Origin of the sequence: Paracoccus sp. (in: a-proteobacteria), assembly GCF_032007265.1 — a bacterium.
In the GTDB taxonomy this organism is placed as follows: domain Bacteria; phylum Pseudomonadota; class Alphaproteobacteria; order Rhodobacterales; family Rhodobacteraceae; genus Paracoccus.
Genome location: NZ_DALZMB010000012.1, coordinates 15,848 through 39,195, shown reverse-complemented (window position 1 = coordinate 39,195; position 23,348 = coordinate 15,848). Strand labels below are relative to the sequence as shown.

The window sequence follows — 23,348 nt, the reverse complement described above, 5'->3', positions numbered from 1 at the left end:
CCGATGCGCAGCCCCTCTTTGTTCATCGCCGCCAGCGCGCTGCTGTTGGTTGCGGCATGCAAGCCCGAAGTCACCGCATTGGGACTGGCCTGCGAAAGCGACGCCGAAGCCACCGTCGCGCGCAGCAGCGCCATTGCCTATGGTGTTCAAATTTCGCCGCCACGTCTGACCGGTGTGCATCCGTTAAAGGAAGCCGATCTTTTCGAGGTCGAAATGCATGATGCGGACAAATTGGGACTTTTGGCATCTGACGCGACTGGTGCTTTGCATTCGGTGACATGCAGCGACGCGCTTTGCTCGCTTGATGATGCAAAGAAGGTGTTGAAAGCCTGCGCGCAAGAAAAGCAATGCAAAATTATTGGCGCTGTCGAAAGCAAGACATTTTACCCGCTTTATCTAAGTGATGACGCGGGCGGACATGTCTGCGCGCCAAGATGGGGGTAAAGGCTTGAATTCATTTCCCTATGGCAAGGACCTCAAAAAGGTCCATGAATGGATTGGAAGGGATGATTGTCCCTCCAATACCTGGCATATTCAATATCTTGGCGGCTCTGCCTCACTGGATGATTGTGAATTTCATTTTCTGATGCATGGAATGGATAATCTGGTAACGGCCCATTGCATATTGAAAGGTCAGGGCCTTGCTTTGCCAATCGGGCCAAAGGGAATCAGCATTCCGCGCACCATGAAAGAGGTCCGTGACACCTATTCCGAAGAGACCCGCCAGGATTTGGATCAGGCACTGAATGCAACGCAGCTTGAGAAAAAGATCGCGCAACCCTTCCTCGACCGATATGCCAATGCCAGCGTCTGGGAGAGATGCTTTAATTTAAGCGAGCAGAAGCAATACATTACCAGAACGACACGCACACCGTTTTCCTTGGCGGATTTGCGAAACGCGCCCACCTCGGTCGAGGTCGTGGCCAGCTCAGTGATCATCGTGCAATGGGAAACCTTGACCTTTCAATTGCCGCGCGCGGATGAAGATAATCTGCAGCCCACCGAGATGGGTGGCGCTGATGCGGGATTTTCCTTGCCTGGTAGTACGGTGGGAAAATATGCCTGTCGTTGGGAAGTGCGCGATTGGTACAATAATTTCTACAGCCGTTGTCCGTTTCGCAAGGATGGAGAGCGTAATCGCTTTACCACCAATGAATTCCTGCATTATTTGCCGCCATATACCGGGTATTTGTATTGGGATTACAAGGATTATCTCAAGGATTATCCCGATAAGTCCTATCCGTTTTGGCAGGGGTTGTTTCCACAGCTAAATAAGTCGCTTGAGCATTTCATGGATAATGATTGGGCTGGCGAGGTTGGTGGCTGGGTAGGCGATCTTCCTCAATCCTATATCGACGAATTTGCCCCGAAATAAAGGGGCGCCCTGCCCGCTTTATGTTTTTTCATCCCCCTCGCAATAAGGTTTGCCAATATGATAAATCTTGATCTTGATGCGACCCGCGATGCCGAAGAGGTTGTGACGCCGCTTTCACGCGCCGAGATCGCCGCATTGCGTCGTTTGCTTGGGGTGGTCCGCTATGATGCGGCTTAGGCGGCATTGGTTTTAGAGACAAAGGGTGCCCGCCTGCTGCTGCGCGATGATGGCACCATCCGCTGCGAGGGTAAAAGCGTTACCGTGGCCGCCGATGGGGTCATTACCATGGACGGCGCTGCGATCGAGCTGAACTGATGGCAGTTACGGTCAATGTGAATGGACTTTCGATGTGCCATGAGGGCTCGGGCGGATGGGTACGTGCGACCCTTCCCGATATTTGCCTGACGCCGACCAAAGGCGGCTATCCGGTTCCCTATCCCAATATCGCCTATTCACGCGATTTGCGTAAAGGGTCGCAGACCGTGGTTGCCGATGGCGGCAATAGCTGCGCCATTAAGCCTTCAGAATTCTATCGTTCATTCGGGGACGAGCCTGGCAAAGGCGGCGGCATCACCTCTCAGGTGAACCAGCACCGCGCGACATGGCTGTCATGGTCGGCAGATGTCTTTATCGAAGGCGAGCCGGTTTGCCGGCTGAGCGACAAGATGATGATGAACCGCGGCAATACGGTCTCGGTCGGGGGTGAGCAACAGCCGCCCCTGGACATGGAGGATTGGCTAGCCGAGCTTTGCGAAATCGCCTGCGAATGTAAAAACGCATCCCTATTTCAGGCCTGTGTGGCCCAGAAGCTAAAAGATAAGTATTACGACGGCGATTACCCCAAGGCCGACAGCCCCTATTGGCAAGAGGTCTCGATGAGCCAACAAGACGGCAAATGGGGCGTCATTACGAATAAGGCGGGCGATGCACCCACCAGCAATCCCATCACGCCAAGTGGGGGGATCCGACCGGACATCGTGACCACGGATGGCAAAGGCAATCCGACCAGAATTGTTGAACTTAAATTCCCCGGCGATACGCCGAATGCCAACCAGGTGCCGGGCGGCAAATACAGTGCAGCAGCCCGCGATCTGGATGTGGATTATGATGTGATCGATATTGCGGTCAAATGCGCATTTTGCTGGGATCCCCCCCCTCCGGGCCTGCCCCAACCCGTGCCGGGGCCGTCACCGGTGCCGGTTCCCGCCCCGGCACCAAAACCGGTCCCCGAGCCTGCACCTGAACCCGAGCACAGTACACCTTGGGGCTGGATTATCGGTGGCGCGGTCGCAGTCGGGATTGTGGTCTGCATTATTGCCGAACCTTGCGGCGTGGCCGTTGGTGGCGGAATATTGTTGGGCGGTGGCTTGGCTGTAGGCGCGACCGCCTGACCAGAAAGGCGAGCAGGGATATGGATCAAAAGACTGATTACGAAAAGCTGGACGAGGTCAGGATCGGTAGCAGCAACACCGGGCATCCGCTGATGCGGATCGGTGTTCAGGCCCAGTTTTTTCTGTCCGATGGTGCGATGCCTGAAACCCGAGTGCGCGGGGTCGAGGCTTTGGCCGCTTTTGCACAGTTGGCGGGCGAGAATGTCACCCGGATTTTACCCTCGGGGGCCAGCAGGCTAAAGCCATTGGCTGGCGCGGGATTTCCGCAAAAACAGCTCGAGGATGCTGCAAGCGCGCGGGCTGGCGATGTTTTCGGTCTGCGCATAAATGACGGGCAAGTGCCACCGCAATGGCAGGCCGTATCGCAGATGGTTGGTGATTACGCGCCTGATTTACAAAGCTATTTCTATACGGCGGTTCCCGCGTCCTTTATGAAACGCGATCCAGACCGCTATGTTGCGGCGGTGGTCGAATGGGCCAGCATTTTACGCCCTGACTACGGCACCGCCGGTTTCGCCCTGATCTCGGAAGCGGGGCTAGAGGCTCAAAACCCAACCGAAAGTTGGCCGTTGCATGCGCGTTTCCCGGGGCTTGATATTCTGGGAGCGTTCAATCTGACGCGCAAGCCGGACAAGATCCAATCGGTAAGCTGGCTGACCGTTCTGGGGCAAGGCGCACTTGCCGCAATCGGCGGGCGTGAAGCGCTTAGCGATAAGCTGGCCCAAGCCTGGGCCGAGGTCCAGGAAGAAACCCCGCGCGCCACGCTACCGCCTGATTTTTTCTTGCATGACTATGATGGCGGCTTGGTCATCCGTGCCGGGCAATATCCCCAGATGGGCGATATCAATATGGATAATATCCCCGAGACCTATCGCACCGTGAATGCGGCGCTGCGACCGATCCGCTTTGGCGCCTACCCGCAGCGCCCCAGTGATCTGATCAAGACCCCGGCCTCGTTTGATCGTTACACCGAGACCTTGAACTGGGTCCGTCGTTTTGACGGGCGTCGATAAGCGATGTCTGAACCAGCCTCGCTTTATCTTACCTGTCCGATCCGCCTGCCCGAGTTGCGCCTTGCTCTTGAGCAGCGCAGCCCGCGGGGGATGGATTGGCACGACTGGGATCAACTGGGCTGGGACCTCACCCCCGAGGATGTCGAGGCGCTGTCGCGGCTTACCGGGCAAACCTTGGGGGATTTTCTGACCAATTTGCGCCAGACCGCAGAACGGCCAGCGGATTGGCTGTTCCGATATGATCGGGCGCGCGAACAGCTTGAACTGGGACAGCTGCTTTTCAGCGAAGAGATCCGCTCGGTGCTGATCACCTTTTCCTATTTGCGCCGATTTGGTGGATTTGCCTCGGGTCCAGGGTTTTGCGTGGTGCAGGACATGATCTATGGCCACGACCGCGCCTTGGCAGGGCTGCAAATGGACGCTGGACAGGCCAATTTGGTTGCCGCTCAGCATGTCAGTCCGCGCTGGGGTGAAATTGCAAAGATCGCGCTGGACCCTCAACGTCAGGCGATTGCGTCATCATTGCCGCATCCGCTGCATGATGATCTTGATCAGCTGATGGCACGCTGACGATGTGGCAGATCGAAAATCGCACACCGTTCCAGACCGCCGGCACTTTTCTGCGCGATGAAAACGGACATGAGGTTTGGTGCATCGCCTTGCGCGCCAGCTTTCAGGTGAATGAGGCCGGACAGGTTTTCCGGGCGCCAGATCAGTCGCCGGTCGAAATGGTCCCGCGCTATGCGGGCGAAGATCTGTCTCAAACCCTGATCGCCGAGGAAGATTTCATCCCATTTTCCCCGGTCACCGATGTCACCTTGACCGGGGTGATTTCGCCTCAGTCAGCCGCGCCGCAACCGGTATTGCTGCAATTTTCCGTGGATAATAAGATCCGCAAGGATCTGCTCCTGTTCCCCCCGCGTCAGGCCCAGTTTCGGCGTGGTCGCTGGCATCTGGCAGATGTGGCAGACCAGATCCCCTGCCCGTTGGATTGGCGCGAAAGCTTTGGCGGCACCCAGCCCGAGGGTGACCAGACCCCGCCGGAAAACCCGGTTGGCAAAGGCCTTGCCCTGCGCAGCCAGCAGCCCGAGGGCACGCCTATCGACCTGCCGCGCATCGAGGCCGCAGGCAGCGATTGTCTGCGCGATCCCAAGCAGGCCACAGCCGCGAATTATTGCCCGATGCCGCGTTGGTGGCAGGGTCGTATCATCCGTGCCGGCACCTTTGATGCAGGCTGGCAGCAGGCCCGCGCGCCCCTGATGCCGCTGGACCATGATCGCCGTTTTGCCTGTGCCGCGCCGCTGGATCAGCTGCCCGCGACCCATCTCAAAGGCGGCGAGACGGTGACGCTGCAGGGCTTTCAGCCTGGGCCTGCGCTGATGTTTCGCCTGCCCCAATTGGTGCTGCGCGCCGAGACCGTGTTTGATGGCGGAGTTCAAAGGCAGGATTTCCACCTTGGCCGCGTCAATTTTGATCTGGGCACGGGGTTGCTGAATCTGGTCTGGCTTTCGGCACTGCGCTGCGATGGACGCGATCATCTGATCAAGCGCAGCCGCGTCTCATTGCAGCAAATCTCGGGCGTTCAGCGATGACAGACAGTGATGCCACTGCCGTGCTGGGCTTTGGGCTGGCGACGGCCGCTTTGGGCGATAGCGCGGCCCAACTGGCCACGATCGCTGCTGGGCGTCCCTTATATGAGCGCCATCCGCGCTGGGTCGGACGTGACGGGCAGCGCCAGATCATGTGTTGGGCGCCCGGGCTTGAGGATTATTCGGACTATCCATCGCGCGTGGCCCTGCTTTTGCAGCGGGCTTGGGCCGAGTGTCGGGCCGCTGAGGCGGACAAGGCCCATCTCGCAGGTGATCGGGCGCGAATGATCGTCGTCTTGCCGCTCACGGTTGGGCATTTCCCCGGAATGCGCGCAAGTTTTGATCAGATGGCTGCGCGCCTGAATTTTGCGGGACTTGCTGAAATCCGCTATGTCTTTGGCGAACATGCCGCCGGGCTTGGGGCCTTTTCGCAGGCGCGCCAATGGCTGAAACAAGACCCCAAACGTCCGGTCTATCTGGCGGCCGCAGATTGCTGGTGCGCGCCGGTGATGCTGGACGCACTTGCGGCAATGGGTATCTTGCGTGACCGCAACAACCCCTGGAGCCCGATCCCCTCAGAGGGCGCGGTGTGTTTAAAGCTTTCCCTGCCCGATCCCGGCACTCCGACCATTTTGGTGCGCAATCATGGCCATGCCATCGAAGAGGTGCGCCTTGCCGATCCTTCGCGCGGGGTGATGGGGCGTGGGCTGGCACAGGCGGCGCAAAAAACGCTGATGTCAGGCTGTGATATTGCCCGGATTTATAGCGATGCGGGGGCGGAACGCTGGAGGGCCGAAGAGCTGGGGGTTGCGCTGTCGGCGCTGATGCCTGCGGCCAGCGATTGGCCATTGGTCTCGCCGATGCAAGCGGTTGGCGAAATCGGGGCGGCCTCGTCGTTGCTGGCGGTGGTGCTGGCCAGCCAGCAACCCGGGACAAGCCTGGTGCTTAGCAGCGAGCGCGGCGGTATCAAACGTGCGGCGCTGGTCGAGCCGATCTAGGTCCGGCCCAGCACTGCCATTACCTGCCGTCTAACCGTTCAATGCGGCGCAGCACCGGAAATGCGCTCATCCAGATCACGACAACGGCAAGCGTTCCGACCCCGCCAATGACGCCCGCAGCCACCGGGCCAAGAAAGCCTGCCAGCATACCGCTTTCGAATTCGCCCAATTGGTTTGACGTGCCTATGAACAGCGAATTCACCGCATTGACCCGACCGCGCATCTCATCCGGGGTCATCAGCTGCACCAAAGACGAGCGTACGACCACGCTGATATTATCCGCGGCGCCCACGACAAAAAGCGCCAGTATCGACAGCCAGACATTGGCGGACAGCGAGAAGACGATCGTGGCAAGACCAAAGACTGCCACCGCCGCGAACATCTTTTTGCCTGCGCCTGCGACAATTGGGTTCCGGCTTAGATAGACCGACATGGTTAGCGCGCCAATTGCGGGGGAAGCGCGCAAAAGCCCAAGGCCAAAGGGGCCAGCCTCGAGGATATCCGAGGCGAAGATCGGCAATAGCGCCGTGGCCCCACCCAGCAAGACCGCGAAAAGATCCAATGAAATCATGCCAAGTACAGCGGGCGTGCGACGAATGAACGCCACGCCGGCAAAGACCGTTTCAAGCGTCACGGGCGGACGCGCGGTTTGCGCCACATTCAGAACCTGAATGGTCCCGACACTATATCCCGCAGCCAGAAACAGCAGCCCCGAGACGAAGAATGGCACGATATGGCCAAATCCATAAAGCACGCCCCCCAGCGCCGGGCCCACAATCAGCGCGGTCTGCATAAACGAGGTCGAGGTGGCGATGGCGCGTTGTAGCATCCTTGGCCCGACGATGCCGGGAACCAGCGAGGCCATGGTCGGACGCTCAAAGGCCTGGGCGGCTCCTACGACCGACACGGCTGCCAAAATACCCGCCGGAGTCAGCCGCCCCTGCCAGACGAACAGGCCCAAAACGATCACGGTCAGCGCTTGCAACCATTGGCAAATCAACCCGATGCGGCGCCGGTCGTGGCGATCGATGATCGTGCCCACCACGAATGTCAGGGTCAACATCGGCAGAAACTGGAAAAAACCAACCCAGCCCAGCATCCAGGCAGATCCGGTCATTTCGTAAATCATCCAACCCATGGCGACGGTCAGTGATTGTGATGCCAGCGATGAGCAGGTCCGCGAGGCCAGAAAATGGCGATAATTGCGGTTTTGCAAAACGTCGAAAGTGCCGCTTTGTTCAGGCTCGGCATGGTCTTGGAGCGTCATACAGGCTTCCTAGGCTGTTCGCCCCGCTCTGCGCCCTTGGGGCTATCTCGTCAAGATGACGCGGGTTCGAAATCTGTGAAAGCCTTGTCCAAAGGCGCTGCCCCATGCCGGAGATGGGCGATCAAGGGCAGCGCGCATTTTCGGCCAGGATGTCAGGCCAGCATCCGCGTGTCGCCGCATACCGAAATCGCCTGCCCCGATATGGTCGCGCCCCGCGGGCTGGCCAGATACAGGATTTGATCCGCGATTTGCTGAGGGGTGACGTAGTGGCGGATCGAGGTAAAGGAAAAGGCCTCGGCCTCGATATCGGCGACGGCGCGCCCCTGTGCTTGCGCCTTGGCCTCTAGCACGCGGCGCTGACGGTCGCCCGCGACCAATCCCGGCAGAATGGCATTGACGCGAATATCATCTGGGCCCAGCTCGATCGACAGCGATTTGGTCAGCCCGATCACACCCCATTTGGCCGCAGCATAGGGGGTGCGCATCTTGAAGCCGACCCGACCCGCGACCGAGGACAGGTTGATGATCGAGGCATTCTTGCTGGCCCGCAATAAGGGCGCGGCACGATTACAGGTCACGAATTGGCTGGTCAGGCAGATCGCCAATGTCTGATCCCAAGCGGCCAGATCAACATCTTCGACCCGTGCGGTCGGCCCCGCGATGCCGGCGTTATTAACCAGACAATCAAGGCCGCCCAGCCACTCGGCCGCGAGATCGATGAAGTCACGCAGTTGCGAGGGATCGCCGACATCGACGCGGCGTTGAAACACAGAATTGGGCAGGCTGTTCAGACCGTCTTGGTCGATGTCGCAGGTCGCGACCTGCGCACCTTCGGCCAAAAAGGCCTCGACAATGGCGCGTCCGATACCGTTTGCACCTGCGGTGACGATGACCCGATGGCCAGTCAGTTGAAGATCCATGCGCCCTCCTTTGGCGGCTTAGTCGCGCAAAACGTCGCGCGACAAGATGAAATCGGCGGCCGAGGCAATATCGGCATCCATCGCGGCGCCCGCAGCCTCGCCATCGCGGCGGGCAATCGCATCGACCAGCAAGGCATGATGATGAACCGAGGCCGCATTTCGGCTGCGCCGAGAGGCATGGCCCAGATCCAGATTGATGATCGGCCCAGCTTTCAACCACATGATTTCAATCAACTCGCGCAGCATGGGCGAGCCCGCAGCATCATAGATGTGGAAATGCAGTGCCTTGTTGGCCCGGACGGCGTCACGGCTATCTGGGCTGGTCAAGGCATCATGAAAGGCACGCTCGAGCGCGCGCAGCTGGTCCAGACCGGCCACGCTCATGCGTTGGGCGGCGAGTTTTGTGGCACGAATTTCATTGTAAATCCGCGTATCGGTCAGGTCGCGAAAGCCCGCGCGGGTCAAAAGGGGGACGGCAATCGCGCGGTTGGGTCGAACCTCCAGCGCGCCACCGGCAACCAACCGGCTGACGGCCTCGCGAACGGGCATGACAGATACGCCCAACTGTTCGGCCAGATCGCGCATCGACATGCGTTCATCGGGCATCAGGCGGCCCGACAGCAGCATTTCGGCCATAATTTCATAGACCTGATTCGTCAGCGAGGGCTGACGTTCAGGGCGGATCGCGCGGGTTTCGTCGAATTTCATCTCGGGGTCTCTGCCGGGCTCGGCGCTTGTTTTATCTTACCTTGTCTAGTGTGATCACAGTTATCAAGTGCTTTGACCATAAAATCATTGACATGATCGGATTCAAAAACAACTGTGATCTCAGATCGCAATGAGGGGAGACATTGCGAACTCACCAGACCCGAATGAGGAGGATGAAGGTCCGATGACAAGCCGTTCTTATTTCGATCGACGTGGCTTCCTGAAAGTGGGCGGCGTAGCTGCCCTGGGCAGCCTGGCCGCACCCGCGATTTTGCGCGCCCAAGAAGGCCCGATCATTCTGGGCCATTTGACACCGCGCACGGGCTTTTTGGGCCCGATGGGCGAATATGCGATCATGGCCGTTGATATGGCGACTGAAGAGATCAACGCCGCTGGCGGGATCAACGGGCGTCAGGTCCAGTTCATCAAAGAGGATTCGGTGAACCCTCAGACCGCCTCGACAAAGGCCGAGCGGATGATCGAACGCGACAAGGTCGTGGGCATAATCGGCGAGATTTCCTCGGCATCGGCCCTGACGATTTCGCAGGTGGCCGAGCGTGGAAAGCGCATCTTTATTAACACCGGCTCGAACTCGGATACGCTGCGCGGCTCAGATTGCAAGCGGCACATGTTCCACGTCGAATCGCAAAACGTGATGTATGTGAACGCCGAGGGCAGCCATTTCCTGAAAGAGGGGCTGGTGGACGGTAAGAACTGGTATGTTCTGACCGCCGATTATGCCTTTGGCCATGATCTTCTGAACGCCGCCAAGGGCTTTTTGGCGCGCAACAACGGCAATCTGATCGGCAGTGATCTGGTGCCCACCGATGCAACGGATTTCTCATCGCTTTTGCTGAATATCCGCCAGGCCAAGCCTGATCTGGTTGCGCTTAACCTGGCAGGCACCCAGATCACCAGCTTCTTCAAGCAATATGGTGAATTCGGACTGGAGTTCCCGATTGGTGGCTTTGGCTTTGACACCATCTCGGCCTGGGCTGCCGGAGCCGAGAATTTCCATGGCACCTGGCCATCGGTTTGGCACCATCTGGTGGAAACGGAAAAATCGCAGGATTTTGTAAAGCGATTTGTGGCAAAATACGGAAAACCACCGGAAAACCAAGCCTATAGCGACTATATGGCCGTGATGATCATGGCGCAGGCCATCCGCGACACCCAAGGGACGGATGCGGCCGAAATCATCGAATATTTCGAAAAGCCCGAAACCAAATTCGACATGATGAAAACCCGCGAGGGTTACTTCCACCCCGAGACACACCAATTGCTGCAGGAAATCTATGCGATCACCGCGCTGCCTGCCGATCAGGTGAAGAACGAGTGGGATATTTTCACCACCAGCGGGCCTTTGCCTGGGGCCGATGCGCCTTTGGAAACCCTGATCGCTGACGCTGTTGGCGGAACCTGTTCTTTCGCAAGCTAAACGCCGCTCCTCGCGGGGCGCGGCCATACCGCGCCCTTCATCCCTGCCCTAAGAGGACGTTCGGCAATGAACCTCTTTCTGTTTCTGTCGCAGCTCTTGAACGGGCTGCTGGACGGGTTTTATTACCTGTTGATTGCGATCGGCCTGTCGCTGATTTTCTCGCTTGGCGGCATCGTCAACCTTGCTCATGGCGCGTTTTTCGCCATCGGCGCCTATCTGGCGATCGTGCTGACACCCTATATCGGATTTTTCGGCGCGGTTCTGGCCGTGCCGCTGATCGTGGCCTGCATGGGCATGATCGTCGAGCGGCTGCTGTTTACCCGCTTTTACCGTGTCGATCCGCTGTATTCGCTGCTTTTGACTTTTGGTCTGGCGATGGTGATCGAACAGGGGCTGCGCTGGATGTTCGGCTCGGCACCCTTGGCCTATAGCATGCCCGATGCCCTGCGCGGTCAGGTCTTTATGGGCGATTTTGTCTATTCGCGCTATCGGATCTTCTTGATCTGCGTCGCAATCGCAGCAGTGGCAGGGCTTTGGTTTTTGCTTAACCGAACCTCCTTTGGCCGCATTGTCCGCGCGGGCATTCAGAACCCCGATATTTTGTCCTCGCTTGGGATTTCTCTGCGTCCCTATCTGTCCGCCGTCGCAGGGATCGCGATTGGCCTTGCCGGGCTTGCGGGCGTCTTGATGGCCCCGATCAACCCTGTTCACCCCGTCATGGGCGCCGAAGTCCTGACGGCGGCCTTTGTGGTCGTGGTCATTGGCGGTCTGGGTTCGTTCTGGGGCGTGGTGCTGGCGGCGATGCTGGTCGGCCTCGTCAAGGGCTTCATGGTCGCGATCGGCCTGCCCTCGTGGTCGCTTGCCGCGATCTATCTTCTCATGTTCGTCGTTCTTCTGCTCCGCCCGCGTGGGCTGATGGGCGAGCGCATTTTGCGGTTCGAGTGATCTTATGGCACAAGTTTCTTCTGCAATTCCCAAGGTCCATCCCGTCTTGATTGCGGCTGTGGCCGCGCTGATCTTGCCCTTCGCACTTGGTGGTTTGGGGCTGACCTCTAGCTCGGCGGTCGAGGTGGTGATCTTTGCCCTTGCCTGTATGGGGCTGAATGTCCTGGCAGGATATACGGGCCTGGTTTCATTCGGTCATGGCGCCTGGTTCGGCTTTGGCGCCTATGCGGCCGCCTTGACCGCGCTTGCCCTGCCCGGCCATGCCTTTGCCTTGCCGCTGTTGGCAGCGATCGTCAGCACCGGCCTTGTCGCATCGGCTTTTGGCTGGCTGATGCTGCGGCGCAGGGGCGTCTATTTCTCGCTGATGACGCTGGCATTATCGGCGCTTGGTTTTACTATCGCCTTTCGCTGGACCGCATTGACGGGCGGCGAGAACGGCCTTGGCGGCATCGAGCGGCCGGTGATATTCGGCCTGGATCTTAATGATAACATGACCTTTTATTGGGTCGTGGCGGCGATCTCTTTGATCGTGGTGGCGGGGCTGTGGCGTTTTGTCCGCTCGCCCTTGGGCCGCGTGCTTGAGGCCATCCGCGAGAACGAGACCCGCGCCATCGCTCTGGGCTTTCCGGTGGCGCGCTATAAGCTGGCGGCCTTTGTCACCTCGGCCACGATCACGGGACTGGCAGGCGCGCTGCTGATGTACAAGAACCGCATGACCTCGGCCGAGCCGATGTCGATCATCTTTTCGGGCGAATTGCTGGCGATGACGGTGATTGGCGGAATGCGCGGCTTTATGGGGCCGGCGCTTGGTGCGGTCTTCTATATCCTGTTTCGCGAATATCTGTCGATTTACACCGAAAATTGGCTGCTGTGGTTCGGGCTGGTTTTCATGGGCTTCGTGCTGTTCGCCCGTGAGGGTCTGATCGGCATTGCGCGCCAGATCGCGGCCAAATATTTTCCCGGCCCCGATTTGGGCGCGGCCATGGCCGAGCGGCGCACCGAGGAACGCCCGTTGCCTCAGATGCTGCGCGCCCAAGGCGATGCCTTTGGCGATGTGCTGTCTGCCAAAGGTCTGATCAAGCGGTTTGGTGGCTTCAAGGCGGTGGATGGCGTGACCATCAACGTCAAGGACCGCACGCTTCATGCGCTGATCGGCCCAAATGGTGCGGGTAAGACCACTGCCTTCAACCTTCTTTCAGGGATGTTTCCCCCCTCTGAGGGTTCGGTGACGCTGATGGGGCGTCCGGTTGCGGGATTGCGCGCTGATCAGATTGCCGAAATGGGCATGGGCCGATCCTTTCAGATCACCAGCCTGTTTCCTGAACTCTCGGTCGGTGAGAATATGCGCCTTGCCATTCAGGCTGGCGACCGGGCACGGATGAACCCTTGGACCAATGCCGAGTCGATTGCGCGGATCAACGAGAAAGCCCGCGAAATCATCCTGTGGGTCGGACTTGCCGGAATGGAGGGGGCCAAGGCCAACTCACTGTCCTATGGCGGTCAGCGTCTGCTGGATCTGGGGCTGGCATTGGCCAATCATCCCCGCATCCTGCTGGCGGATGAGCCCTTGGCCGGGCTTTCGGTCGCTGAACGCGAGCGGGTTGGCAATTTGATCAAACAGGTTTCGGCCGATGTGCCTGTGCTCTTGGTCGAGCATGACATCGACCGCGTGTTCAATCTGGCAGATCATGTCACCGTCATGAACGAAGGCAAGGTCTTGCTGGATGGATCGGTGCAGGATGCCCGCAACTCTGACAAGGTGCGCGAAATCTATATTGGATCTGGCACAGCCGCAGTCGCCGCAACCGCACATCATGGCACTGTCGGCGCCCCGATCTGCACCTTTGATAAGGTCAATGTCCATTATGGCAAAAGCCATATCCTGCATGATGTGAGCCTAGAGATCCGCAAGGGTGAAATTCTGGCTTTGCTGGGGCGCAATGGCGCGGGAAAATCCACGCTTTTGAGGTCCTTGATCGGCATTGCACCGGTTTCCAGCGGCTCGATCAAGCTGGAAGGCCACGAGTTGGCGGGACTTGATGCGGCAACGATCGCGCGTTCGGGGATCGGCTATGTGCCGCAGGGGCGTGGGTTGTTTGCGGGCATGACCGTGCGCGAAAACCTCGAGCTGGGCCGCCTTAAGCGACGGACGGGTGCGGGTCAGCACTGGAGCGATGAGCAGATCCTGGACTTCTTCCCACGCCTTGGCGAGCGGATGGAGACCGAAGCAGACCGCCTGTCGGGCGGCGAGCAGCAGATGGCCGCGGTGGCACGTGCCCTGTCGGGCGACACCAAGATCTTGTTGCTTGACGAACCATTCGAAGGCCTGGCCCCAGCCGTGGTTGAACAACTTTTCCACAGCTTCAACCGTTTGCGCGAGGTTCTTTCCATCGTCATCGTCGATCACAATCTGGATCTGGCGCTGGCCTTGTCAGATCGCACCGTCGCGCTGGAGCGGGGCCGCGTCTTTCACGACGGGCCTTCGGCCGCATTAGCAACTGATCTGGACTTGCGCCGCCAAGTTCTTTGGCTTTGAGGAAATGAAAGATATGACAACAATTGCCATTGTCGGCGCTGGATTGATCGGCCGGGCCTGGGCCTATGTCTTTGCCCGCGCGGGAATGACCGTGCAGGTTTGGGACAATGACCCCGCCGTTGTCGAGCGCCTGCCCGAAGATATTGCGGCGATGATCGCCGATTGTGGCGGCAGTCCCGATATTGCCGCGCGTATCCACGGCCAAGCAACGTTGGCTCAGGCCTTGAAGGGCGCCGCTTTCGTCCAGGAAAGCGGCCCTGAAAACGCCACGGTCAAAAAGGCGCTTTATGCGGAAATGGACCGGCTGGCGGAACCTGATGCGGTGTTGGCCTCGTCCAGCTCGGCGCTGATGCCATCGGTTTTTTCGGCGGATTTGCCGGGTCGCGCCCGCTGCTTGGTCGCGCATCCCGTCAACCCGCCCCATGTTGTCCCGATCGTCGAACTTTGCCCCTCGGAATATACCGATCCCAAAGCCATGGATTACGCCGAGGCGCTTTTCCGACAGGTCGGTCAAGTGCCCGCAAGGCTGACACGCGAGATCGACGGCTTCATCCTTAACCGTCTGCAAGCGGTGCTCTTAGCGGAATCCCTTCGCCTGATCGCGGACGGGGTCGTCAGCGTTCAGGGCTTGGATGATACGATCCGCCATGGCTTGGGCCGCCGTTGGGCCTTCATGGGCCCGTTGGAGACGATCACGCTGAACGCGCCGGGCGGTGTGCCTGATTACTTGAAACGATATGGCCCCGTGATGGCGCGCCTGACCGATGATGCTGCGCGCGGCGAGGCCTTCAACGATCAAGCCGCGCAAATCATCGCCAAGGCTTTCCCTGACATCGATGTCGCCCAACGTCAGCGCTGGCGCGACCGTGAACTTGCTGCATTGGACATCCATTTGCGCGACAGATCTGAAAGGAACAAGATCAATGGCTAAAGCCCGCAAAACGATTATCACCTGCGCCGTAACCGGCGCCATTCACACGCCTTCGATGTCGCAATATCTGCCGGTTTCGGCCGCCGAGATCGCCGAGGCCGCAATTGGTGCGGCCCAGGCGGGTGCGGCCATCGTTCATCTGCATGCGCGCGATCCCCAAGACGGCCGCCCAGATCAGACCCCCGAGGCCTTCGAGCCCTTTTTGCGCGTGATCAAGCAGCGCTCGGATTGCGTGGTCAATATCACGACCGGTGGCGCACCGACGATGACCATCGAAGAGCGCGTCCGCCCTGCCGCCCATTGGAAGCCCGAAGTGGCCTCATTGAACATGGGCACGATGAATTTCGGCCTGTTCCCGATGCTGGCACGGTTCGATGGCAAACTGCAGCACCAGTGGGAAAAGGACTATCTGGGTAACCGCAACATCGTCTTTCGCAACACATTCGGCGATATTGAGCATATCCTGACCACACTTGGTGCCAATGGCACGCGCTTTGAGTTCGAGTGCTACGACACCGCGCATCTTTATAATCTCAAGTATTTCTTCGATGCGGGCATCGTCAAAGGACCGCTGTTCATTCAAACGGTGTTCGGCCTGATGGGCGGAATCGGGGCGCATCCCGAGGATGTCATGCACATGAAACGCACCGCCGACCGCCTGTTTGGGGACAATTACCGCTGGTCGGTTCTGGGCGCGGGCAAGAACCAGCTGCCGATCGCGGCGATGTCAGCAGCAATGGGCGGAAACATCCGCGTCGGGCTAGAGGATTCGCTGTGGATCGGCCCGGGCCAATTGGCAAAAACAAACGCCGAGCAGGTCAGCCGTGCGCGCCAAATCATCGAAGGGCTGGGCCTTGAGGTGGCAACTCCTGATGAGGCGCGCGAGATTTTGACACTCAAAGGTCCAGATCAGGTCGCCTTTTAAGCACCGACTTTCCAGTTCCGGCCATCCCTCCGGAAAAACTGGCCCCGCTTGGTGCGGGGCCTTTTTTATTCGGCGTGATTTGGAAGGAACAGGCTAGCTGCTTTGGCGATGCAGCAATGTGAAGCCTGTATCGATGACGGTCGCGGGCGCGACCTCTTCTCCGTTCAGACGTGCCTTGATCAGGCGCGCAGTCTCCAACCCGATGACATTTCCAAACGGCCGGATTGTTGAAAGCGAAGGGTTGCTTGAGGCGGAAAAGCCCAGATCACCAAACCCCACGACTGAGAAATCCTGCGGAATGCGCAAACCGCGCCGCTGCGCCTCGAACAATGCGCCCAAGGCGATCAAATCGTTCGAGCAGCCAATCCCGGTCCCGGGGGCGGCGCCGTATTCATCGACCAGCTGTGACAATAAGATCCCGCCGCATTCAACCGTTGCGGGCGCAGGGTGGCTTAGATGGCGTGCGGGCAGCCCCAGTGCCTCGGCGGCGGCCAAAAAGCCCCGTGCACGCTCATCAGCACGGGTATCCAGATGGGTGCGGCCACTGAGGTAAACCAGATTTTCATACCCACGCGAGGCCAGATGGCGCGCTGTTAAGGCGCCGACCTGATGGTGATGAAACCCGACGGCCATGTCCACGGGTGTGCCGCCCAGTTCCCAGATCTCGACCACCGGAACACCGGCAGTTTCCAGCATCTTTCGCGTCGCGTCGCTGTGGTGAAGGCCCGCAATCACCAGGGCAGCGGGCGACCAGGACAAGGCCGTGCGCACCAGCTCTTCTTCGGTGCGGGGGTTATATTCTGTATGCCCCAGCAACAGCTGCAACTTGGCCTCGCCCAGCTCGCGCTGAAGCGCGGCGACGGTTTCGGCAAAGAACGCATTTTGCACCGAGGGTACAATAACGCTGACCACCCTAGACGAGGCTGCTGCCAGGCCGCGCGCGATCAGATTGGGACGGTAGTTCAGCTTTTGAATGGCGGCCTGAATGATCTGGCTTGCCCCCGCCGAGACCGCTTCGGGCTGACGCAAGTACAGCGAAACCGTCGAGGGAGAGACCCCGGCCATCTGGGCGACATCGCTCAGGGTGACGCGTTGAATTTTCCGCCTTGGTCGTCTCGATTTGTCCAATTCCGCCTCACGAAAATAGCGCTACGAATATGCCTTAGGTCGAAAACCCATGAATATTCCGTATCTTTTAGCAATATATGCAAGTTTTTGCCGTCAATCAACAAGACTTGATTGACTATAATCGTAGCGCTATTATTAAGCGGCAAGATGCGTTGTGACCCGAGTCTGAGGACCGGTCCTTGGCCATGAATGAGGAGGTAACAGATGGGTTCAGTCGCGTTCCGCAAGCTCGTCAAGAGCTACGGCAGCCTTGATATTGTCAAAGCGATCGACCTTGAGATCGCCTCGGGGGAATTTGTGGTCCTGGTGGGGCCATCGGGTTGCGGCAAGTCAACGACATTGCGGATGCTGGCGGGCCTGGAAAGCATCTCGGGCGGTGAAATCCGCATTGCCGATCGCCGCGTCAATGAGCTGCAGCCGCGCGAACGTGACATCGCAATGGTCTTTCAGGATTACGCGCTCTATCCCCATAAGACGGTGCGCGAAAACCTGGGCTTCAGCATGAAGATCCGCAAGGTTCCTGCCGCCGAGGCCGAGGCGCGCATCCTGGAAGCCGCAAATATGCTGGGCATTGCCCATCTGCTGGACCGCCGTCCCGGTCAGCTTTCGGGCGGCCAGCGTCAGCGGGTTGCGATGGGGCGCGCCATTGTGCGGCGCCCAGAGGTCTTTTTGTTCGACGAGCCGCTGTCGAACCTTGACGCCCAGCTTCGCGGTCAGGTCCGCGCCGAGATCAAAAAGCTGCATCAAAGCATCAAATCGACGATCATCTATGTGACCCATGATCAGGTCGAGGCCATGACATTGGCCGACCGGATCGTGATCTTGCGCGGTGGCGTGATCGAACAGGTTGGCACTCCGGACGAGGTTTATAACACACCCGCCAATATCTTTGTCGGCGGCTTCATCGGCTCGCCCGCGATGAACTTTGTGGCGGGGACCGTGGATGGAACCGTTCTGAAATGCGCCGATGGCGTTGATTTCGAACTGTCGCAGGTGCCGGCTTTGTCTTTGGCAAAGGGTCCAGTCACTTTGGGGTTGCGGCCGGAACATATTCAGCCGGGCCATGGCGCGGGCATTGATTTCACGGCCACCGTCCAGATCGTCGAGCCCTTGGGCGCGGATACGCTGGTCCATGTCGGGATCGGTGATGCGGTTCTGACGGCGCGGCTTGAGCCGCATCTGCACCCCAAGGTCGGCGAGCGGATCGCCTTAAGCGTCGCGCCCTCGCGCGTGCATCTTTTCGACACCGAAACCGAGGCTGCCCTGCGCTAATCGGGGCGGCAAGCAAGCCGAAAACATTCGGCCGACCGTAGGCCTGCGGCGGCCCGCACTGGGAGGAAGACCATGAAGCGATTTTCAATGACTGCGCTGCTCGCCTCGACGATTCTCGTCTTGCCGGGCTTGGCGGCGGCCCAAACGGATCTCAAGATCTATATCTCAAGCCAGCATCAGCCCGATGTCTGGCGTCAGGTTCTGGATCAGTTCGAACAAAAACACGATGACATCAAAGTCACGATCGAAACCGGCGGAAATACCTCTGAGGCGCAAAGCCAATATCTGAACACGGTGATGTCAGCCAAGGATTCTTCGCTTGATATCATGGTGTTGGATGTCGTTCGACCCGCGCAATTCGCGGCTGCTGGCTGGACCGTGCCGATTGAGGGCGTCGATATGTCGGCCTATCTGCCCGCCTATGCCGAAGCCAATACCATCGATGGCAAGGTTGTCGCATTGCCCGCGTTTTCTGATGCGATGTTCCTGTATTATCGCAAGGATCTGCTGGAGAAATACGGCCTTCAGCCGCCCACCACCTGGGAGGAGCTGCGCACCAGCGCAAAGACCGTGCTTGAGGGCGAAAAGAACGCCGAGCTTCAGGGGTTGTCGTTCCAGGGCAAGGCGATCGAGGGCGCAGTTTGCACCTTCTTGCTGCCCTATTGGAGCCAGGGCAAGAATTTCACGGAAAATGGCAAGCTGACCATGGATGCGCCGGCGGCGCAGTCCTCGCTTGAGCTGTGGAAAAGCTTTGTCACCGATGGCACGGCCAAGAAAAACATCTCGGAAGTGGCGACCGACGATACCCGCAAGGAATTCGAGGCAGGAAACGTCCTGTTTGCGGTCAACTGGTCCTATGCCTGGGCGCAATCGCAAGCTGACGGCTCGCCGGTTCAAGGCAAAGTCGGCGTGGCCCATATGCCTGCAATGCCGGGGGGCAGTTCTGCCACCTGTCTGGGCGGCTGGGAATGGGGCGTCTCGGCCTATTCCAAACATCCGCAAGAGGCGGTCGATCTGGTCAAGTTCCTGTCCAGCCCCGATGTGGCCCGTCACATGGCGGTGCATGGTTCGCTGATGCCAGCTTTCCCGCAGGTTTTTGACGACCCCGAGGTGCTCGCCGCCGTGCCGTGGTTTGCTGATGCCCGTGAGGTGGTTCAGACCGCGCGCCCGCGCCCTGTGACCCCGCGCTATGCCGAGGTCAGCGAGGTTTTGCGCACGACCTTCAACGCCGTCATGGCCAATGTCACCGAACCTCAGGCCGCGGTGGCCGAGATCGAAAGCAGGCTGCGGCGCGTCCTGCGCTAAGGCCGGTGACGGCAAAATTTTGGGCGGCCCATGGGCCGCCCCTTCGGGCGATATGCGCCCAATCCACCGGGCGGCCACAGACCGTCCCTATTCTTCCAGCCCCTCCAGCGAGGCCCCGATGTCCGCATCCAAACGTGCCAGCTTTTCGTGGTTAACCGACCCCAGCGACCGTGTTCTGGCGGTCATGCTGCTGGCACCGCTTGCGTTGCTGGTCTCGCTCATCGTGATCTATCCGGTGGGCAAGCTGTTCTACACGAGCCTGTTCAACCTATCCCTGACCTCGGGCATGCCCGCCGAATTTGTCGGCTTTGAAAACTTTGTGCTGATCCTAGAGGATCCGGTGTTTTGGCAGACGTTGAAAAACACGCTGATCATTACCGCGATCACCGTGCCGGGCGCGCTGATTATGGGTCTTGCGATGGCTTTGATGGCCAACCTGCCCTTTCAGCGCCAATGGCCGATCCGCCTGTCTCTCTTGATCCCTTGGGCGCTGCCTTTGGCCTTTGCCGGGATGATCTTCGCGTGGTTTTTCCACTCGGAATATGGCGTGGTCAATGATGTGCTGGGTCGCTTTGGCATGGCACCGGTCATTTGGTTCAACTCACCTTTCTGGGCGATGACGGCGATCTGCTTGACCATCGTGTGGAAGACATCGTCCTTTATGGCGCTGATCATTCTGGCTGGCCTGCAAACGATCCCGCGTTCGCTTTATGAGGCGGCGGATGTCGATGGGGCGGGAAAGATCCGCCAGTTCTTTGAAATCACCCTGCCCCTTTTGAAGCCCTCGATCATCGTCGCGCTGATTTTCCGCACGATCACCGCGCTTCAGACTTTTGATATTCCCTATACGATGACGGCGGGTGGGCCGGGGACCTCTACGGCCACGCTGGCAATGTATATCCACCAAAACACCGTCTCCTTCCTGGACCTTGGCTATGGCTCGGCCTTGGCGGTTGTGATGTTCCTGATCTCGATGCTGGTGACTGCTGTCTACCTGCGCATGATCCGCGCGAAAGGTTAAGCCATGTCCGCTGTCGCTTCCCCGACCTCGTTTCTGTCCGGCCGCCCCTTGCGTCTGATCGTGGCGCTGATCTTGCTGGTCAACGGACTTTTCCCGGCGCTGTGGATCTTGTTCACCTCGCTGAAATCCGAGGCCGAGTTGACGCAGGTGCCGATCACCTGGTTTCCGCATCTGCCCACGCTCAGCAATTACGCAACCGCCTTTACCGATCAGCCCTTGTTGCTGTTTTTGGGCAATAGCTTTGGCGTGGCGCTGTGTACGACGCTGTTGACCATCCTGATCTCGGTGCTGGCAGCCTATGCAATCGCACGGCTGAACCTGCGCTATCGCGGGCTGATCTTGTCATCGATCATCGCAGTTTCGACCTTTCCTTTGGTGACATTGCTGGTGCCGCTGTTCGAAATCATGCGCACGCTGAACCTGCTCAACAGCTGGACGGCACTGGTATTGCCCTACACCGTTCTAAGCCTGCCCGTCTGCACGTTGATCCTTGTCTCTTTCTTTGAAGGGATCCCGCGCGATCTGGAAAATGCCGCCATGATCGACGGATGCACCCGCATCGGCGCCTTGTTCAAGATCGTGGTGCCGCTGGCGGCGCCCGGTGTGTTCACCGCGGGCATCTTGGCCTTCGTCAATGCCTGGGACGAGTTCTTGCTGGCGCTGTCGTTCAACTCGAACCCGGCGCTGCGCACGCTGCCGGTGGGCATTCAGCTTTATCAGGGCGAATTTTCCTTCCCCTGGCCTGTGATTTCGGCGGCGTTGGTCGTCGGTATCGTGCCCGTCGCCATTTTGATCGTGATTTTCCAGGAGCGCGTGGTTTCTGGCCTGACCGCTGGGGGTATCAAGGGATGACCAAGCACCGCGAGATTTCCGAACTGCGCTCGCAGCGCTGGTTTGCCGAGGACAGCATGCGTGGCTTTGCCCACCGCCAACGCACCCAACAGATGGGCATGCGTCGCGAGGAATTCATGGGCCGTCCCGTGGTCGGCATCATCAATACCTGGAGCGATATCAGCCCCTGTCACTCGCATCTGCGCGACCGTGCCGAGGCCGTCAAGCGCGGGGTGTGGCAAGCAGGCGGCTATCCGATCGAGCTGCCCGCCCTGTCGGTCGGCGAGGTCATGGTCAAGCCCACCACCATGCTTTACCGCAACCTTCTGGCCATGGAGTGCGAAGAGCTTTTGCGCTCGCATCCGATTGATGGTGCGGTGCTGCTGGGGGGATGCGACAAATCCACGCCGGGCCTTTTGATGGGCGCGATCTCGATGGATATTCCGGTGATCTTTTGCCCGGCAGGCCCGATGTCCAACGGTCAATGGCGCGGCGTCAAAACCGGCGCTGGCACGCATACCAAGAAATATTGGGAAGAGCTGCGCGCGGGCAATATCACCAAAGCGGATTGGGTCGATCTTGAAAGCCGCATGACCCGCTCGATCGGGACCTGCAACACGATGGGCACGGCGTCGACCATGACCTCGATCGTAGATGTCATGGGGCTGACCCTTCCCGGTGCCAGCTCGATCCCCGCCGCCGATTCCGGCCATCCGCGCATGGCCTCGGCTTGTGGGGTGCGCATGGTCGAGATGATCCTTGAGGATCTGAAGCCCTCCGACATTCTGACGCGGGAAAGCTTTCTGAACGGTCTGGTCGCCTATATGGCGATGGGGGGATCGACCAATGCCGCGGTGCATCTGATCGCTATGGCGGGGCGCGCGGGTGTCACGCTGACCCTTGAGGATATGGCCGATATGGCTGGGCGTGTCCCGGTGGCGGCGAACCTCTTTCCGTCGGGTGAATATCTGATGGAGGATTTCTTCTTCGCTGGCGGTATTCTGGCCCTGATGCGCAAATTCAGCCATCAGTTGGATCTGGCGCAGCGCAACGTGCTGGGCCGGACTTTGGGCGATGAGATTGCCGGGGCCGAGTGCTGGAATGAAGATGTCATCCGCGGCGAGGATAATCCGGTCGTGCCCCTAAGCCGGGGCAAGACGCTGCAACTGCTCAAGGGTAATCTGGCACCTAATGGTGCGGTGATGAAATCCTCGGCAGCGGCGCCGAAGTTTCTTAAACACCAAGGCCCCGCCATCGTCTTTGACGATCCCGCCGAGATGAACCGCACGCTTGATGATCTCGACCTTGAGATCACCGAAGATTGGGTCATCGTCTTGCGCAATGCCGGTCCGGTCGGCGCGCCGGGCATGCCCGAATGGGGCAATCTTCCGATCCCCAAGAAGCTGCTGAAACAGGGGGTGCGCGATATGGTGCGCATTTGCGATGGCCGCATGTCGGGCACGCATTATGGCACCTGCATTTTGCACGTCACCCCCGAGGCGGCAGTCGGCGGCCCGCTGGCGCTGCTGCAAACCGGCGACATCATTGCGCTGGATGTCACCGAGGGGCGCCTCGATATGCTGGTTTCGCCCGAAGAGCTGGCCCGGCGCCAAGCCGAGTGGGTGCCCACAGTCAAACTGTATGAACGCTCATTCGCGGCGCTTTATCAGCGCCATGTCAGCCAGGCTGACAAGGGCTGTGACTTTGATTTCCTTGAGGGCACCGAAAAAGTGCCCGACCCCGTCATTTATTAAG

At 59.2% G+C, this 23,348-nt stretch carries 22 protein-coding genes; 18 read left to right on the top strand and 4 right to left on the bottom strand.

Translation table 11 applies throughout. The annotated features are described in order from the left end of the window. Positions 1 to 3: 3 nt before the first annotated feature. The 8 genes from RTS12_RS04395 to RTS12_RS04360 all read left to right on the top strand — a co-directional run bounded on the left by RTS12_RS04395 (position 4) and on the right by RTS12_RS04360 (position 6,366). On the top strand, positions 4 to 444 hold the full coding sequence (locus tag RTS12_RS04395) for a hypothetical protein (protein ID WP_312525877.1): 441 nt from the start codon (positions 4 to 6) through the stop codon (positions 442 to 444). Further along, positions 419 to 1,375, top strand: a complete 957-nt coding sequence (locus RTS12_RS04390; protein WP_312525875.1) for a hypothetical protein — start codon at positions 419 to 421, stop codon at positions 1,373 to 1,375. The genes RTS12_RS04395 and RTS12_RS04390 overlap by 26 nt, the downstream gene beginning before the upstream one ends. 183 nt (positions 1,376 to 1,558) lie before the next feature. After that, on the top strand, positions 1,559 to 1,690 hold the full coding sequence (locus tag RTS12_RS04385) for a hypothetical protein (RefSeq protein ID WP_312525873.1): 132 nt from the start codon (positions 1,559 to 1,561) through the stop codon (positions 1,688 to 1,690). Then, on the top strand, positions 1,690 to 2,766 hold the full coding sequence (locus RTS12_RS04380; RefSeq protein WP_312525871.1) for a DUF4150 domain-containing protein: 1,077 nt from the start codon (positions 1,690 to 1,692) through the stop codon (positions 2,764 to 2,766). Before RTS12_RS04385 ends, RTS12_RS04380 begins: the two co-directional genes overlap by 1 nt. Before the next feature lie 20 nt (positions 2,767 to 2,786). Beyond that, positions 2,787 to 3,779 carry a type VI immunity family protein gene (locus RTS12_RS04375; protein WP_312525869.1) on the top strand — a complete coding sequence of 331 codons (993 nt, stop codon included), beginning with the start codon at positions 2,787 to 2,789 and terminating at the stop codon, positions 3,777 to 3,779. 3 nt (positions 3,780 to 3,782) lie between these two features. Further along, positions 3,783 to 4,349: a hypothetical protein gene (locus tag RTS12_RS04370; RefSeq protein WP_312525867.1), complete on the top strand. Its 567-nt coding sequence runs from the start codon at positions 3,783 to 3,785 to the stop codon at positions 4,347 to 4,349. 2 nt (positions 4,350 to 4,351) lie between these two features. Continuing rightward, complete coding sequence (locus RTS12_RS04365; protein WP_312525866.1) at positions 4,352 to 5,371, top strand: DUF2169 domain-containing protein; 1,020 nt, start codon at positions 4,352 to 4,354, stop codon at positions 5,369 to 5,371. Continuing rightward, positions 5,368 to 6,366, top strand: coding sequence for a hypothetical protein (locus RTS12_RS04360; protein ID WP_312525865.1), 999 nt, complete (start codon positions 5,368 to 5,370; stop codon positions 6,364 to 6,366). The genes RTS12_RS04365 and RTS12_RS04360 overlap by 4 nt, the downstream gene beginning before the upstream one ends. A 19-nt stretch (positions 6,367 to 6,385) precedes the next feature. Here the strand turns inward: RTS12_RS04360 and RTS12_RS04355 are convergent, their stop codons facing one another. From RTS12_RS04355 to RTS12_RS04345, 3 genes are all read right to left on the bottom strand, one after another. Next, positions 6,386 to 7,633 (bottom strand): MFS transporter, encoded by a 1,248-nt coding sequence (locus RTS12_RS04355; protein ID WP_312525863.1) that lies wholly within the window; start codon positions 7,631 to 7,633, stop codon positions 6,386 to 6,388. A 152-nt stretch (positions 7,634 to 7,785) separates the two neighbouring features. After that, positions 7,786 to 8,553 carry an SDR family oxidoreductase gene (locus tag RTS12_RS04350; RefSeq protein ID WP_312525862.1) on the bottom strand — a complete coding sequence of 256 codons (768 nt, stop codon included), beginning with the start codon at positions 8,551 to 8,553 and terminating at the stop codon, positions 7,786 to 7,788. Between the two features lie 18 nt (positions 8,554 to 8,571). Next, positions 8,572 to 9,261, bottom strand: coding sequence for a GntR family transcriptional regulator (locus tag RTS12_RS04345; protein WP_312525861.1), 690 nt, complete (start codon positions 9,259 to 9,261; stop codon positions 8,572 to 8,574). A gap of 184 nt (positions 9,262 to 9,445) precedes the next feature. Between RTS12_RS04345 and RTS12_RS04340 the strand changes: the two genes are divergently transcribed. The 5 genes from RTS12_RS04340 (at position 9,446) to RTS12_RS04320 (ending at position 16,036) form a co-directional block, all read left to right on the top strand. Then, positions 9,446 to 10,699, top strand: a complete 1,254-nt coding sequence (locus RTS12_RS04340; RefSeq protein ID WP_312525859.1) for an ABC transporter substrate-binding protein — start codon at positions 9,446 to 9,448, stop codon at positions 10,697 to 10,699. 66 nt (positions 10,700 to 10,765) lie between these two features. Continuing rightward, positions 10,766 to 11,644, top strand: a complete 879-nt coding sequence (locus RTS12_RS04335) for a branched-chain amino acid ABC transporter permease (protein ID WP_312525858.1) — start codon at positions 10,766 to 10,768, stop codon at positions 11,642 to 11,644. 4 nt (positions 11,645 to 11,648) lie between these two features. Further along, positions 11,649 to 14,180, top strand: a complete 2,532-nt coding sequence (locus RTS12_RS04330; RefSeq protein ID WP_312525857.1) for a branched-chain amino acid ABC transporter ATP-binding protein/permease — start codon at positions 11,649 to 11,651, stop codon at positions 14,178 to 14,180. Positions 14,181 to 14,193: 13 nt separating this feature from the next. After that, positions 14,194 to 15,111: a 3-hydroxyacyl-CoA dehydrogenase gene (locus RTS12_RS04325; protein WP_312525856.1), complete on the top strand. Its 918-nt coding sequence runs from the start codon at positions 14,194 to 14,196 to the stop codon at positions 15,109 to 15,111. Then, a complete protein-coding gene (locus RTS12_RS04320; protein WP_312525855.1) occupies positions 15,104 to 16,036 on the top strand; it encodes a 3-keto-5-aminohexanoate cleavage protein in 933 nt (310 codons plus the stop codon). The genes RTS12_RS04325 and RTS12_RS04320 overlap by 8 nt, the downstream gene beginning before the upstream one ends. A gap of 93 nt (positions 16,037 to 16,129) precedes the next feature. Here the strand turns inward: RTS12_RS04320 and RTS12_RS04315 are convergent, their stop codons facing one another. Continuing rightward, complete coding sequence (locus tag RTS12_RS04315) at positions 16,130 to 17,164, bottom strand: LacI family DNA-binding transcriptional regulator (protein WP_312525854.1); 1,035 nt, start codon at positions 17,162 to 17,164, stop codon at positions 16,130 to 16,132. A 204-nt stretch (positions 17,165 to 17,368) separates the two neighbouring features. Between RTS12_RS04315 and RTS12_RS04310 the strand changes: the two genes are divergently transcribed. The 5 genes from RTS12_RS04310 (at position 17,369) to araD (ending at position 23,347) form a co-directional block, all read left to right on the top strand. Next, positions 17,369 to 18,436: a sn-glycerol-3-phosphate ABC transporter ATP-binding protein UgpC gene (locus tag RTS12_RS04310; RefSeq protein WP_312525853.1), complete on the top strand. Its 1,068-nt coding sequence runs from the start codon at positions 17,369 to 17,371 to the stop codon at positions 18,434 to 18,436. 72 nt (positions 18,437 to 18,508) lie between these two features. Next, positions 18,509 to 19,741, top strand: coding sequence for an ABC transporter substrate-binding protein (locus tag RTS12_RS04305; protein WP_312525852.1), 1,233 nt, complete (start codon positions 18,509 to 18,511; stop codon positions 19,739 to 19,741). Between the two features lie 118 nt (positions 19,742 to 19,859). Continuing rightward, positions 19,860 to 20,762: a sugar ABC transporter permease gene (locus tag RTS12_RS04300; protein ID WP_312525851.1), complete on the top strand. Its 903-nt coding sequence runs from the start codon at positions 19,860 to 19,862 to the stop codon at positions 20,760 to 20,762. A 3-nt stretch (positions 20,763 to 20,765) separates the two neighbouring features. Next, positions 20,766 to 21,614 (top strand): carbohydrate ABC transporter permease, encoded by an 849-nt coding sequence (locus RTS12_RS04295; protein WP_312525849.1) that lies wholly within the window; start codon positions 20,766 to 20,768, stop codon positions 21,612 to 21,614. Continuing rightward, positions 21,611 to 23,347, top strand: a complete 1,737-nt coding sequence (gene araD, locus RTS12_RS04290) for an L-arabinonate dehydratase (protein WP_312525847.1) — start codon at positions 21,611 to 21,613, stop codon at positions 23,345 to 23,347. The genes RTS12_RS04295 and araD overlap by 4 nt, the downstream gene beginning before the upstream one ends. The last annotated feature ends 1 nt before the right edge of the window (position 23,348 follow it).

Coding starts and splice junctions, on each gene's coding strand:
- RTS12_RS04340 (WP_312525859.1), top strand. CDS start 9,446: ATGACAAGCCGTTCTTATTTCGATCGACGTGGCTTCCTGAAAGTGGGC.
- RTS12_RS04295 (WP_312525849.1), top strand. CDS start 20,766: ATGTCCGCTGTCGCTTCCCCGACCTCGTTTCTGTCCGGCCGCCCCTTG.
- RTS12_RS04365 (WP_312525866.1), top strand. CDS start 4,352: ATGTGGCAGATCGAAAATCGCACACCGTTCCAGACCGCCGGCACTTTT.
- RTS12_RS04310 (WP_312525853.1), top strand. CDS start 17,369: ATGGGTTCAGTCGCGTTCCGCAAGCTCGTCAAGAGCTACGGCAGCCTT.
- RTS12_RS04305 (WP_312525852.1), top strand. CDS start 18,509: ATGAAGCGATTTTCAATGACTGCGCTGCTCGCCTCGACGATTCTCGTC.
- RTS12_RS04345 (WP_312525861.1), bottom strand. CDS start 9,261: ATGAAATTCGACGAAACCCGCGCGATCCGCCCTGAACGTCAGCCCTCG.
- RTS12_RS04370 (WP_312525867.1), top strand. CDS start 3,783: ATGTCTGAACCAGCCTCGCTTTATCTTACCTGTCCGATCCGCCTGCCC.
- RTS12_RS04325 (WP_312525856.1), top strand. CDS start 14,194: ATGACAACAATTGCCATTGTCGGCGCTGGATTGATCGGCCGGGCCTGG.
- RTS12_RS04330 (WP_312525857.1), top strand. CDS start 11,649: ATGGCACAAGTTTCTTCTGCAATTCCCAAGGTCCATCCCGTCTTGATT.
- RTS12_RS04320 (WP_312525855.1), top strand. CDS start 15,104: ATGGCTAAAGCCCGCAAAACGATTATCACCTGCGCCGTAACCGGCGCC.
- RTS12_RS04375 (WP_312525869.1), top strand. CDS start 2,787: ATGGATCAAAAGACTGATTACGAAAAGCTGGACGAGGTCAGGATCGGT.
- RTS12_RS04390 (WP_312525875.1), top strand. CDS start 419: ATGTCTGCGCGCCAAGATGGGGGTAAAGGCTTGAATTCATTTCCCTAT.
- RTS12_RS04360 (WP_312525865.1), top strand. CDS start 5,368: ATGACAGACAGTGATGCCACTGCCGTGCTGGGCTTTGGGCTGGCGACG.
- RTS12_RS04335 (WP_312525858.1), top strand. CDS start 10,766: ATGAACCTCTTTCTGTTTCTGTCGCAGCTCTTGAACGGGCTGCTGGAC.
- RTS12_RS04395 (WP_312525877.1), top strand. CDS start 4: ATGCGCAGCCCCTCTTTGTTCATCGCCGCCAGCGCGCTGCTGTTGGTT.
- RTS12_RS04350 (WP_312525862.1), bottom strand. CDS start 8,553: ATGGATCTTCAACTGACTGGCCATCGGGTCATCGTCACCGCAGGTGCA.
- araD (WP_312525847.1), top strand. CDS start 21,611: ATGACCAAGCACCGCGAGATTTCCGAACTGCGCTCGCAGCGCTGGTTT.
- RTS12_RS04300 (WP_312525851.1), top strand. CDS start 19,860: ATGTCCGCATCCAAACGTGCCAGCTTTTCGTGGTTAACCGACCCCAGC.
- RTS12_RS04355 (WP_312525863.1), bottom strand. CDS start 7,633: ATGACGCTCCAAGACCATGCCGAGCCTGAACAAAGCGGCACTTTCGAC.
- RTS12_RS04380 (WP_312525871.1), top strand. CDS start 1,690: ATGGCAGTTACGGTCAATGTGAATGGACTTTCGATGTGCCATGAGGGC.